11 protein-coding genes are annotated in these 12,174 nt (G+C 69.6%); 3 read left to right on the forward strand and 8 right to left on the reverse strand.

Annotation, left to right across the window (positions count from 1 at the left end; genetic code table 11):
* Positions 1-221: 221 nt before the first annotated feature.
* Positions 222-1,814, reverse strand: a complete 1,593-nt coding sequence (locus tag AB0E69_RS12305; RefSeq protein ID WP_360143225.1) for a diacylglycerol kinase family protein — start codon at positions 1,812-1,814, stop codon at positions 222-224.
* Positions 1,815-2,071: 257 nt separating this feature from the next.
* Between AB0E69_RS12305 and serS the strand changes: the two genes are divergently transcribed.
* Entirely contained in the window at positions 2,072-3,346 is a 1,275-nt protein-coding gene (gene serS / locus AB0E69_RS12310; protein WP_360143227.1) for a serine--tRNA ligase, read from the forward strand.
* Positions 3,343-4,146 carry an HAD family hydrolase gene (locus AB0E69_RS12315; protein WP_360143229.1) on the forward strand — a complete coding sequence of 268 codons (804 nt, stop codon included), beginning with the start codon at positions 3,343-3,345 and terminating at the stop codon, positions 4,144-4,146. Before serS ends, AB0E69_RS12315 begins: the two co-directional genes overlap by 4 nt.
* A gap of 197 nt (positions 4,147-4,343) precedes the next feature.
* Here AB0E69_RS12315 and AB0E69_RS12320 read toward each other — a convergent pair whose 3' ends face one another.
* Positions 4,344-4,976, reverse strand: a complete 633-nt coding sequence (locus tag AB0E69_RS12320) for a WhiB family transcriptional regulator (RefSeq protein ID WP_360143231.1) — start codon at positions 4,974-4,976, stop codon at positions 4,344-4,346.
* Between the two features lie 480 nt (positions 4,977-5,456).
* On the opposite strand from AB0E69_RS12320, the gene AB0E69_RS12325 reads away from it, so the two are divergent.
* Entirely contained in the window at positions 5,457-6,260 is an 804-nt protein-coding gene (locus AB0E69_RS12325; protein WP_360143233.1) for an HAD family hydrolase, read from the forward strand.
* Positions 6,261-6,295: 35 nt separating this feature from the next.
* Here the strand turns inward: AB0E69_RS12325 and AB0E69_RS12330 are convergent, their stop codons facing one another.
* From AB0E69_RS12330 to AB0E69_RS12355, 6 genes are all read right to left on the reverse strand, one after another.
* Positions 6,296-6,904 carry a bacterial proteasome activator family protein gene (locus AB0E69_RS12330; protein ID WP_360143235.1) on the reverse strand — a complete coding sequence of 203 codons (609 nt, stop codon included), beginning with the start codon at positions 6,902-6,904 and terminating at the stop codon, positions 6,296-6,298.
* A gap of 40 nt (positions 6,905-6,944) precedes the next feature.
* Positions 6,945-7,475 (reverse strand): CGNR zinc finger domain-containing protein, encoded by a 531-nt coding sequence (locus AB0E69_RS12335; protein ID WP_360143237.1) that lies wholly within the window; start codon positions 7,473-7,475, stop codon positions 6,945-6,947.
* A gap of 177 nt (positions 7,476-7,652) precedes the next feature.
* Positions 7,653-10,292, reverse strand: a complete 2,640-nt coding sequence (locus AB0E69_RS12340; protein ID WP_360143239.1) for an FtsX-like permease family protein — start codon at positions 10,290-10,292, stop codon at positions 7,653-7,655.
* Complete coding sequence (locus AB0E69_RS12345; protein ID WP_360143241.1) at positions 10,292-11,014, reverse strand: ABC transporter ATP-binding protein; 723 nt, start codon at positions 11,012-11,014, stop codon at positions 10,292-10,294. The genes AB0E69_RS12340 and AB0E69_RS12345 overlap by 1 nt, the downstream gene beginning before the upstream one ends.
* Positions 11,011-11,580, reverse strand: coding sequence for a PadR family transcriptional regulator (locus AB0E69_RS12350; RefSeq protein ID WP_360143243.1), 570 nt, complete (start codon positions 11,578-11,580; stop codon positions 11,011-11,013). Before AB0E69_RS12350 ends, AB0E69_RS12345 begins: the two co-directional genes overlap by 4 nt.
* A 33-nt stretch (positions 11,581-11,613) precedes the next feature.
* Positions 11,614-12,171 (reverse strand): TetR family transcriptional regulator, encoded by a 558-nt coding sequence (locus tag AB0E69_RS12355; RefSeq protein WP_360143245.1) that lies wholly within the window; start codon positions 12,169-12,171, stop codon positions 11,614-11,616.
* Between the last annotated feature and the right edge of the window lie 3 nt (positions 12,172-12,174).

Here is a 12,174-nt window from a genome sequence, read left to right on the forward strand (position 1 = left end):
TCCAGGCCGAGCCGGGCTGAGCCGACGGGGGCGAGGCAGGTGACGCGGGCGAGGCTGGCGACGCGGGCGAGGCTGGGCGGGCCGGGGTGCGTTTGAGGGGTTAACCGCCCAGCTGGTCCGTCAGCAGCCTGCATGCAGGGGGAGGAACGGACCACCTGAAGGGTGAACCGCTCAAATGGTCCCAGGCCGGGCCGGGCCGGGGGCGGGCCGGGGGCGGGGGGCTAGCGGCGTTTGGGGACTCTGGTGGTCAGGGCGCCGGGCTGGATTTCGGTGTGCAGGTACTGGCCGGGGCCGATCGGGTCGCCGTCCAGCTGGCGTTGGACGTCGACCGCGGCGTGGATCTCGACCTTGCGGCCGGTGAAGCGTTCCAGGTACATGTCGGTGCGGTTGGTGCGGGTCATCAGGCGCCACAGGACGATCGGCCACTGCGTGACCCGGCGCGGGGCGATCACGACCACGTCCAGGAGGCCGTCGTCGGGCCGGGCGTCCGGTAGCAGCGGGATGTTCGCCTGGAGCATGCCGACGTTGCCGATCACGACCGTACGGACGCGGCGCTCGATCGGCTCGGAGTCGTCGATGGTCAGCTGCACCCGCACCGACGGGTGGTTGATGTTCTTGGCGGCGCCGACCAGGTACGCCGTCCAGCCGATCTGCTTCTTCAGGTGCGGCGGCGCGTCCGAGATGATCGCGGCGTCCAGCCCGACCCCGGCCATCACCGCGAAGTGGTCCGTGTCGAGCCCGTCGCCGTGCACCCGGACCAGGTCGATCCGGCGGTCGCGGCCGTCGAGGATGCGTTCGAGGGCGTCGTCGAAGTCGAGCGGGATGTGCAGATTCCGCGCCAGCAGGTTGCCGGTACCGGCCGGGATCACCCCGACCGGGATCCCGGTGTAGGCCAGCGCCGAGCAGACCACACGGACCGTCCCGTCCCCGCCCGCGACCAGCACCAGGTCCGACTCGTACTCGATGGCTTGCTTCGCCATCGCGTTCCCCGCGTCGTCCTCGCGCGTCTCCAGCCACAGCGGGTCGTCGTACCCGCGAACCTCGAGCGCCCGCGTCACCTTCCGGCGGAACGCCACGCCGTCGCCGACCTTGATCGGGTTCACGATCACCGCGGCCCGCGGCGGAGCCGTCGTACCGTCGCGGTCGGACGGGGTACGGCGACGCCGCCGGCGCAACCCCGGCCGTAGCCCGAAGCTGATCGACGTCGTGGTCAGGATCAGCAGCCCGAGCGCCCACCCGCCGAGCACGTCCGAGACGTAGTGCACGTTCAGCGCGATCCGGTCGGCGGACGCGATCCAGACCACCGCGATCGCCGGCAGCAGCACCAGCAGCCGGAACCGCCGCCGCCACCCGCGCACCGACGGCAGCACGACACCCAGCGCGCCCGCCATCACGAACGCCGCGGCGGCGTGCCCGGAAACGTAGGAGAACCCACCGTTCTCGACCAGCATCCGCACCGGCCGGTCCCGCTCGAAGATCGCCTTGACCACCTGGACGAGCACCAGCTCGGCCGCCGCCGTCGTCAGCAGCCAGACTGTCAGCAGCCGCGCCCGCCGACGCCAGAGGTACGCCGCGACGACCACGATGACCGCCCGGGACGTCCACGGCAGCACGACCGCGCCGGCCACCTGCCAGAAGTCGATGACGCTCTCGTGACCGGCGCCGTACGACGCAGCGCGCGCGGCGACCGACTGGTCCCAGCGCGCCAGCGGACCCCAGTGCTCGAAGACCAGCAGGGTGAGCACGGTGAACGGCAGCGCACCCAGGACGACCGTGAGCACACGGCCGACCGCACTGGGTGGATGGTGGTTCATCGCCCGCTCAGATCCCCCTCCACGATCGGCTACCCACACCCCATCATCCCGAATACACTTCGCCGCCCGTGACACGCCCCGTTTAATGCCCCTCACTGAACCTTGGGCACGCAGCTCCGGCGCCCAGGCAGGCACCTCGCGGCGTTGTCGTCGGGTCACGGTGCTCCGCACCGCTCCCCTCCTCCGCCTTGCGATGCACCTACCTGGACACCGGAGCTGCGCACCCACGATTCAGTGAGGGGCATTACCCTCAGGGTGTGATTGACGCGAAACTGCTCCGAGAGAACCCTGATGTCGTCCGCGCGGCCCTGACCAAGCGCGGCGAGAGTACGGACCTGGTCGACCAGATCCTGGTCGCCGACAGTGAGCGTCGATCGTCCATCTCCGCCTTCGAGGCGCTCCGGGCCGAGCAGAAGTCGCTCGGCAAGCAGGTCGCCCAGGCCAAGGGCGACGAGCGGACCGCGCTGCTGGAGCGCACCAAGACCCTGGCCGCCGAGGTGAAGGCCACCGAGGCCGCCGCGAACGAGGCCGGTCACCGCTTCGACGAGCTCGCCCGCGCCCTGCCGAACCTGGTCTCGGACGAGTCGCCGGTCGGTGGCGAGGACGACTACGTCGTGGTGGAGGAGGTCGGCAAGCCGCGCGACTTCGCCGCCGAGGGCTTCGAGCCCCGCGACCACCTCGAGCTGGGCGAGCTGCTCGGCGCGATCGACATGGAGCGCGGCGCGAAGATCTCGGGCAGTCGGTTCTACTTCCTCAAAGGCGCCGGCATGCTGCTCCAGCTCGGCATGCTCCAGCTGGCCATCCAGCAGGCGGTGGAGAACGGCTTCACCCCGATGATCACGCCGACTCTGGTCAAGCCCGAGGTGATGGGCGGCACCGGCTACCTGTCGGCGCACGACGACGTCTACCGCCTCGACGACCCGGAGCTCTACCTGACCGGTACGTCGGAGGTCGCGCTGGCCGGCTACCACATGGACGAGATCCTCGACCTGTCCAACGGCCCGATCCGGTACGCCGGCTGGTCGTCCTGCTACCGCAAGGAAGCCGGCTCGCACGGGAAGGACACCCGCGGGATCATCCGCGTCCACCAGTTCGACAAGGTCGAGATGTTCTCCTACTGCACCCTCGAGGAGGCCGCCGACGAGCACCAGCGGCTGCTCGCCTGGGAGAAGGAGATGCTCGACAAGATGGAGCTGTGCTACCGGGTGATCGACACCGCGACCGGTGACCTCGGCGTCTCGGCGTACCGGAAGTTCGACTGCGAGGCCTGGGTGCCGACGCAGGGCCGGTACCGCGAGCTGACCTCGACGTCGAACACGACCGACTTCCAGGCCCGCCGGCTGAACATCCGGCACCGGGACGCCGACGGCAAGACCCAGCACGTCGCCACGCTGAACGGCACGCTGGCCACCACCCGGTGGATCGTCGCCATCCTGGAGACGCACCAGCTGGCCGACGGGTCGGTCCGGGTGCCGACCGCGCTGCAGCCGTACGTCGGCGGCCGTGAGGTACTGGAACCGGTCAAGAAATGACGGCAGGCCCTTGGTCGGCACCGCCGACGGCCGTTGCCCTGGACATCGACGGCACGCTGATCGATCACGACGAGGGCCTGTCGGACGCGGTCGTCGACGCGGTCCGCCGGACCGCGGCGCAGGTACCCGTCATCCTGGCCACCGGCCGCGCCTGGTCGACCACCAAACCGGTGGCCGCCCGGCTCGGCCTGCCGGCCGGCGGGTTCGTTGTCTGTAGCAACGGTGCGCGCACGCTGCGCTACCCGGACGGCGCGGTGATCGACGAGCGCACGTTCGACCCGACCACGGTGATCGCGTCGGTGCGCAGGTACGCGCCGAACGCGCGGATGGCGGTCGAGGAGTACGACGGCAGCTACCTGGTCACCGAGCCGTTCCCGGACGGCGACCTCGGCCGGGACGCGAAGATCCGTGTGGTCAGCGACGACGAGCTCGCACCGGAACCCGTGACCCGGTTGATCATCCGGGACCCGGAGCAGTCCGAGGCCGACTTCGTCCACCTGGCCGAACGGCTCGGCCTGCACGGTGTCAGCTACTTCGTCGGCTGGACGGCGTGGCTGGACATCGCGCCGGAGGGCGTGGACAAGGCAACCGGGCTGAAGGTCGCACTGGCGCAGTACGACCTGGATCCGAGCGGCCTGCTGGCGATCGGCGATGGGCGTAACGACATCGAGATGCTGACCTACGCCGGTCGGGGCATCTCGATGGGCTCGGCGCCGGACGAGGTCAAGACCGCGGCCGACGAGGTGACGAAGACGGTCCAGGACGACGGTGTGGCCGCCGTACTCAACCGCTGGTTCTGAATCGCGTCCATCTTCGCGGTCCGGATCGTCGTCGGCTAGACCTTTCGACCAGGATCGAAAGGCTTGACAGGCCATCACCTTGCCCCAGGCAACCGAAGGCCCCGGAAACCCTGCAACTGCAGGGATTCCGGGGCCGAACCGTTACTTCTTTGCTCTTGTGCCGAATCCGATAGTCCGCTGGCGGGCCGAGTATCGGATCAGGCGACGCGCGAGCTGCCGCTGCGGCGCGGCTGGTCCACCACGGTGTCGAAGGCGTCCAGCACGGCGCTGACCTCGGGCCGCGGCCGCGGCGTCTTGGCTGCCGGGCTCTGGCCGCGACGAGCGCGGCGCAGGTGGCGCTTGACCGTCGACAGCGAGCAACCCAGCCGCATGGCAAGGGATTCCAGGCTGTCGTTGGGGTACTGCGTCCGCAGTCGCAGCACCTCTTCGTGACTGACCGGCCGGCGGGTCCCACGGGCCCCGGCGAGCTGGTCGAAGTCGTCGGCCTGGACCTCGACGTCCAGCAGGTTCCGGATCGAACGCCGTTGTGCAGCAGTGGTTCCGGCGACGAACCCGCTCACGTCGTGCTCCGCGACCGCGCTGTACAGGCAGTCGGTGAAGAGCGGACACGAGGCGCACAAGGTCTTCGCCTCGCGCACGAGCTGGTCGTACCGCTCCCGGGTGCGACGAGTGGCGGACGCCGGCGGTGGCTCTTCCATCAGGCGGTGCTGGAAAATGTCCGAACGGGCGATGCAGCCGGTGATCGCCCCTTCCCTGATGGTGGCTGAGTCGACAGCCGCTCGGGAGGTGTTGCCCCCCGGCCCCGCTACATTGGCGCTGTTGACGATCATCAAGGCTCCCCAAGTATCAAGACCCGTGCAAACGGTTGGTGAACGACACCCGCCCACGCGGATCCACTAGCTGATGGAACGGCGAAGGTTGCCGCCCCACCGTGTCGTCCCGGGCGCGGGACGCACCGATCCATAAGTGTTGACGCCGCTGACGAGGTTTTGGTTGCAGCCAATTCCGCATCAGTTCTTCGACGTTTCTGTGTGCTTCCGGTCGGTGGGGCTGCAGCAGTCGCGCTTGATTCAGAACACGCCTACGACGCGGCCGAACGGCCCCTGGTTCCCCGCCAGACCATCGCATGAAATCATGCGAAATCGCTGCCGCGCAGGGGAACTTGCTGCCTTTGCAGCATGCTGCCGTAACGGTCTGATGACGATGTCAAAAGCTCAATCAGATAAGTCAGATTCGGCTGAAACCGCTCGCCTAATGGTTGCGCCGGACGGGCTCGGAGGAGTAATGAGCGGGCCGGATACGGTGGCCTCGTGACGGCTCCGCAGTACCCCCGCCTGATAGCCACCGATCTCGACGGAACGTTGGTCCGCACCAACGGTTCGGTGTCCGAGCGGACGCGCTCCGCAGTGCTCGCGGCCCAGCGCGCCGGAAGTGTTTTCGTGATGGTTACCGCCCGGCCACCTCGGTGGCTGCACGCCCTGTCCGACCTGGTCGGCGATCACGGAATCGCAATAGTTGCCAACGGCGCCATTCTGTACGACGTCCTGCGCCGCAAGGCGATCCGGACCCGGCTGATCGATCCGTCGGTCGCGCTCGACGTCGCGCGGGCGATCCGCGCCGAGGTCCCGGACGTGCAGTTCGCCATCGAGCGACCGGACCGCTACGGACAGGAACCGGTCTACCTGAACCGCTGGCCACGACCGGACAACACGTTGGTCGCCGCCCTGGACGTACTGCTCTCCGAGCCGGCCGCGAAATTGTTGGTCCGCCATCCGAGTTTGGCGTCGGACGACCTGCTGGCACAGGTCGGGCCGCTGGTCGGCGACCGGGTGACGGCCAGCCACAGCGGAGGTCACGGTTTGGTGGAGATCGCCGCGTCCGGGGTCTCGAAGGCCGCGATGCTGGCCGATTTCGCCGCTGAGCAAGGGATCTCGGCCGGCGAGACGGTCGCGTTCGGGGACTCGGTCAACGATCTGCCGATGCTCGCCTGGGCCGGCACGTCGTACGGCGTCGCGAACGCGCACCCCGAGGTGCTGGCGGTAGTGGACAAGATCTGTCCCACAAACGACGAGGACGGCGTCGCCGCCGTCCTCGAAGAGTTGTTCAGCCTGTGAAATAAGGAATGACGAATAGGTCGGAAAAGCAGCGGTTACAAATACATTCCGCCGCTGCCGGGCCCGTCGGTCGCCTGCGGTCCGCCCGGGAAGCCGGGTGGCGCCTCGTCCGCGGGCAGCTGCTGGCCGCCCGGGAGGGCGCGGCGCATCTGCTCGAGCTGCTGACGCGCGGCCATCTGCTGGGCGAAGAGCGCCGTCTGGATGCCGTGGAACAAGCCCTCCAGCCAGCCCACCAGCTGGGCCTGCGCGATCCGGAGCTCGGCCTCGGTCGGCGTGCTGTCGTCGGTGAAGTCGAGGCTGAGCCGCTCGAGCTCTTCGACCAGCTCCGGAGCCAGGCCGCTCTCCAGCTCCTTGATCGACGCCTCGTGGATCGAGCGCAGTCGCTGCCGGGAAGCCTCGTCGAGCGGTGCCGACTTCACCTCTTCGAGCAGCTGCCGGATCATGTTCGCGACCCGCATCACCTTGGCCGGCTGCTCGACCAGCTCGGTCACCGAACGCGGTTCGTCGTCGTGCTCGTCGTCGTTGTCGGAGCGCGGCGGCCCCTCGACGGCCATCCCGTCGGGCCCGACGATCAGCACCTTGCCGTCCTCGGTCCGCGCCCCGGCCATCGGAACTCCCTGGCCCTCGCTGCTGCTCTCCGTCATTGCACCATCCTAGATCGGTGCCTTCGCGGCGTATCGGGGCCTACGATGCGCGGGCCCGGTGCCGGCGGACGGCGTCCCGGTTCGCGCAGGCCGGACTGCAGTAGCGCTGACGGCCGGTCCGGGACAGGTCGGCGTACACGTTGTCGCAGCCCTCGGTGGCGCAGCGGCCGAGCCGCGAGATCCCGCGCCCGGCCAGGTGCAACGCAGTACCCGTGCTGATCAGGGTGGCGACCAAGCGACCGACGGGCACGTGGTCCGGGCGGTAGTGCATGTGCCAACCGTCGCCGGCGTGGTTGGTGAGGCGTGGGTGCTCGGTGTACTTCGCCAGCATCGCGTTGACCAGGTCGACCCGGGTCTGCTCGTCGTCGGCGTCGACAACCTCCAGCCACTCGTCAAGCGCCGTACGGACGGCCGCGAGGTCGGCAGCGGTGACTCGGCGCTCGCGAACGAGGCGGCTCTCGACGCCGCTCTCCTCGCACCGCTCGGCCAGCTCGCCCGGCGTCGTGGCCGGTCGCGTGACCAGGTTGACCGCGAGCAGCACGGCGTCCGCGCCGTAAGGGTTGAGATGCATAATGCCATTACATCACGATGGGGACATGACAGAAACCCACCGGCACCGCTGGATCGCAGTCTCGTCCCACCAGGTCAGCGAAGGTCTGGTCGTGTACCAGCGGTGTGCTTGTGGCCAGTGGCGGGTCACAAGCACACCGCCCTACCCAGTCGCCTACCCCTCAATAGCGCGAGTGGGCTAGTCGATCCGGGCCACCATAGGCAGCCGGGACCGGGTTAGTAGCCACGCCAACAGGCCGGCGAAGAGGGGTACGGCGAGGACGATGCCGCCGATCTCGATCCACGGGATCTCGAAGTGTGGTGAGCCGAACGCCGCGTGCGCGGTGTAGCCGTACAGCGCCCCGACGCCAACTCCCAGCACGCAACCCAGCTGACCCAGGACCCACGCCTGCGCAGCCGCCAGCGACCGTCGCCGCCGTGGCGGCGCACCGATCGCGGCCAGGGTCGCGAGGTCGGCCCGTCCCTCCGCGGCCGACAGCGACACCGAGATCGCGACGCCGAGCAGCGTGACCACGGTCGCCGCCGTGAGGATCCCGATCACGAACGCCTGCGCCGGGCTCTGATAGCCGTTCTCCACCTTGACCGCGTTCTCGTCGCCGGTGACCCGCGCGACCGCGGCCAGCTCGGCCTTGGTCGGTTCGCGGGTGAGCGCGAAGTGCACCTCGGTGGGACGGATCGTGCCAAGTTTCCGGGCCGCCTGCGTGCTGATCAGCACGTTCTGCTGGAGGAATCGGACCGACGGCATGCCGTCGACGAAGCGCGCCGGCAGCTTGGCGTTGTACGCGCCCGCACCCTGGACGTGATTGCTCACGGCGACCTGTCCGTTCACGACCATGCTGCTTGCCGTGACCAGGACCCGCCCGGTCCGTAGCTCGGCGGCGGCCTTCTTTCCCCAGTCACCGAACCGCGCGACGAAGTCCGGATCGACCGCGAGCACGGTGTCGACCGTCGTCGTGGACGAGTCCGCTGTCGGCGCGTTGGTGTAGAGCACCGGTAGCTCGCCGTACTGGTTGATCTTTGCGTTGGGCAACGAGATGCTGCCGAGCTCCCAGCGCTGCTTGACCGGCAACGCCGCCGCCACGCTGTCGACCAGACCCGGCGAGTACTGCGTCTGCATCACCTCGTAGCCGCTGCGGAACGTGAGCACCGCGTCCCCGTCGTGGGCGGCCGGGATGTACTCCTTCGCGGAGGCGGCGATCGAGTTCGACGCGGCGAAGGCGATCGCCGCGGTGCCGGCCACCGCCATCATGATCGCGGCGGTGGCCGGACCGGTGCGGTGCCGGTGCCGCGCGGCATCCCGGAGCGCCATCCGCGCGTTCAGCGGCAGCAGCCGGGCCACCGCTCCGAGCTTCGCGATGACGCTGGGCAGCATCCAGACCAGCGCCGCGATGGTCGCGGTGATCCCGATCAGCACCAGCGCGATCGGGCCTTCCGGCGTGACCGTCGACTGATACCCCGGCGCGTCGGGCGTGTCCTGCTGCGCGGTCTTGAGGGCCGCCGCGATCATCCCGCTGCCGACCACCGCGCAGAACACGCCACCGACCAGCAGGATCACCGAGACCAGGTGCACCCGGGCAATCTTCGTCGTCGTGGTGAACCGCCCGGCCAGCGCGGCCATCGGCGTCTGCCGGCCGGCTCCGATCGCGGGTACGACGGCTGCCGCCAGCCCGGCGCCCAGTCCGAGCAGCGTTATCAGCACGATCGCGACCCAGGGCACCTGCCAGGACGTGATGACGGTATCGGTCAGCCGTTCCCACAGCGGCCGGCCCACGAGGACGGCGGCGAACGCGACGGCCAGGCCGCCCAGGGCGCCGACGACTCCGGCGAAAGCGCCTTGCAGCAGGACGATCCGGCGGACGTCGGTCGGCGTACCGCCGGTCGCGGTGATCAGGCCGAGCTCGCGCGTCTGCCGCCGGGCGCCGACGGCGAACGCCGTCCCCGCGAGCAGGACGACCTCGAGGATGCCGAACCCGGTCAGCAACGTCATCACGGCGTACCCGCGCGGATCACCCGACGAGGTGTACCCGTCGCTCGGCGGGTCCACGATGGTTGCTCTAGGCACCAACTGCAGGCCGTGCCCGAGCAGTTGGGTAGCCAGTGCGCCGACGTCGGCCGAGGCGGGCAGACCGACCACGTAGCGCACCGTACTGGTTGGATCCGCTGGGAGCAGATCGGTGTCCGGCGTGGCGAAGATCAGTCCGGCGCCCTGGCGCTGGACGGCGCGCGCGATGCCGACCACGGCGTACGTCTTGCCGTCCGTCGCGGTCACGGTCCCGGACGGGCCGGTGATGCCGAGCTCGTGGGCGAGCTTCGGCGAGATCGCGATCTCCTTGCGATTGGTGCCGAACCGGCCCTGGTCGAGCTTGACGCTGCCCTTGGTCAACGGGCTGTTGCCGTCACCGGTGATCAGGCCGACGGAGGTGTTCGCGGTCGCGCCGTGGATCGTGACCGTGCCGGCCTCGATGAACTGCCGGGCCAGCGTGGTGCCCGGGGGAAGCAGCGAGCTCGGGTCGAACGTGGCCGGCGTACGGACCGGGGACTCGAAGCCTTGCGCCGGCGGACCTTCGGAGTACACCTGCTGCGATGCCGGCTGGGCCTCGATCTTCCCGTACTGCGTGACGTCGAGGCGCGCGTTCGCCTGGCCGATGGTGACCGTGGCGAGCGCCTCGCCGGACGGGCTGCTGGTCTTCTCGATCACGCCGACGAAGGTCGCGGCCATCACCGGCAGGCCAATCAGCGCCGCGACCAACAGCGTCCGGCCGAGCGAGCGGCGCGTGGTCCGGCGGGCGATCCGCAGCGGCGGGCTCCAGTGACCCATCAGTGACTCTCCTGCAGCAACGCGTCGGCGTCGGGCAGCGGACCGGACTGGCCTACCAGGACACCATCGCGTAGGTAGACGACCCGGTCGGCCCAGGCGGCGTGCCGGGCGTCGTGGGTGACGAGCACGCCGGCGATGCCGTGCTGGTCGCAGCGGTCGCGGAGCAGCCGGAGGACGGCTTCGCCGGTGTCGGAGTCCAGGGCGCCGGTGGGCTCGTCGGCGAGCAGCAGCCGGCGTTCGCCGACGATCGCGCGGGCGATCGCGACTCGTTGCCGTTGGCCACCGGACATGTCGTCGGGGAAACGGTCCGCGAGCTCATCGATACCCACCTCCTGCAGCGCTGCGACGGCGTACTTGCGAGCGGTCCGGGTCCGGGTGCCGTCCAGCTCCAGCGGGAGCGCGACGTTCTCGGCCGCGGTCAGGGCCGGGATCAGGTTGAAGTCCTGGAACACATAGCCGATCCGGCGCCGGCGCAGTGCGGCCACCGCGTTTCGGCCGAGCTTGGTCAGGTCGTTGCCGTCGACAAGCACTTCACCGCTGGTCGGTCGGTCGAGGCCGCCGGCGCAGGTGAGCAGCGTCGACTTCCCGGAGCCGGACGGACCCATCACCGCGACCAGCTCGCCCGGCGCCACGGCCAGGTCGACGTCGCGCAGCGCGTGCACGGCCTGCTCGCCCTGACCGTGGGTTCGGCTCAGGGTGCGGATCTCGAGAATCGCGCTCATTGGTTGGCCCCCAATTCGTCCGGTATGTCGTACGTCTGCTGCGTGGCCGGCTTCGGGCGGTGGCGGAGCAGCATCGCCTCGCAGTGGTCGAGCCAGCGGATCTCGGCCTCGGCGGCGAAGATCATCGACTCCAGCACCAGCCGCCACGAGATCTCGCCGTCGGACTCGCCGCGCTTCAGCCGGGTCAGCTCCTGCAGCGACTGCATCGTCGACATCCGCTGCCGCTGGACGACCGCGCTGACGTCCACACCGGGTACGGCGAGGGCGAGCGCGAGCTTGATCGCCAGCTCGTCCCGCGGCCGCGACTCCCGGGTCACCGGCGTCTCGAACCACTTCGCCAGCTCGGCCCGGCCGGCGTCGGTGATCTCGTACATCGACCGGCCGTCGGCCTCGGTCGAGGCCGCGTTGACCAGGCCGTCCCGCTCCAGACGCGTGAGCGTCGTGTACACCTGCCCGATGTTCAACGGCCAGGTCGCGCCGGTGGCCGCCTCGAACTCACCGCGCAACTGGTACCCGTACTTCGGCTCCGCACGCAGCAACGCCAGCAAACCGTGTTTGATCGACATAGATACCGAGTATGCATACCCGGTATACTGCGGTCAAGACTGGACAAGGCGGCGTACCAAGGTGGTGGTGATGGCATCGATGTCGTACGCGCCTGTCCCGGGGGTGAGCTGGTCGAGCGCCAGCCCGTCGATCGCGAAGTGCAGCAGGCGAATCTCCTCGGCGCCACCGGGCAGACCGGCGCTCGCGTTGAAGGCGACGTCCGCTGCGAAGCCCTCCTGGATCGTGCGGGAGAGGATCTCGTGCAGACCTGGGCGGCGCGCGGCCTCGAGTCTCAGCTCGAGCAGGGCGAGCGTGAGCTCCCGGCGACCGAGCAGCCGCCTGACGATGTCGCGCACGTAGTCGGTCATCAGCTCGAGGCCGGGCTCTTTGTCAGACGGAGGCGCCTCGTCCGGGGCCAGCCGCTCGAAGATCCGCTCGCCCAGCGCGCCGAGAAGGGCGTCGCGGGTCTTGAAGTAGTTGGACGCCGTCCCGGCGGGCAGCCCGGCGGCGGCGTCGACCGCGCGGTGGGTCAGGCCGCGGGCGCCGGCCTCCGCGAGTACGGCGAGACCGGCGTCGGCGAGCCGGGTACGGCGTTCGGTGTTCCTGGGCACATT

The organism is Kribbella sp. NPDC026611 (assembly GCF_040638345.1).
GTDB lineage: Bacteria > Actinomycetota > Actinomycetes > Propionibacteriales > Kribbellaceae > Kribbella.

Excerpts from the sequence above, each read along its gene's own strand:
- AB0E69_RS12305 (WP_360143225.1), bottom strand. The coding sequence starts at position 1,814 with ATGAACCACCATCCACCCAGTGCGGTCGGCCGTGTGCTCACGGTCGTC.
- AB0E69_RS12315 (WP_360143229.1), top strand. The coding sequence starts at position 3,343 with ATGACGGCAGGCCCTTGGTCGGCACCGCCGACGGCCGTTGCCCTGGAC.
- AB0E69_RS12320 (WP_360143231.1), bottom strand. The coding sequence starts at position 4,976 with ATGATCGTCAACAGCGCCAATGTAGCGGGGCCGGGGGGCAACACCTCC.
- AB0E69_RS12330 (WP_360143235.1), bottom strand. The coding sequence starts at position 6,904 with ATGACGGAGAGCAGCAGCGAGGGCCAGGGAGTTCCGATGGCCGGGGCG.
- AB0E69_RS12335 (WP_360143237.1), bottom strand. The coding sequence starts at position 7,475 with ATGCATCTCAACCCTTACGGCGCGGACGCCGTGCTGCTCGCGGTCAAC.
- AB0E69_RS12340 (WP_360143239.1), bottom strand. The coding sequence starts at position 10,292 with ATGGGTCACTGGAGCCCGCCGCTGCGGATCGCCCGCCGGACCACGCGC.
- AB0E69_RS12345 (WP_360143241.1), bottom strand. The coding sequence starts at position 11,014 with ATGAGCGCGATTCTCGAGATCCGCACCCTGAGCCGAACCCACGGTCAG.
- AB0E69_RS12350 (WP_360143243.1), bottom strand. The coding sequence starts at position 11,580 with ATGTCGATCAAACACGGTTTGCTGGCGTTGCTGCGTGCGGAGCCGAAG.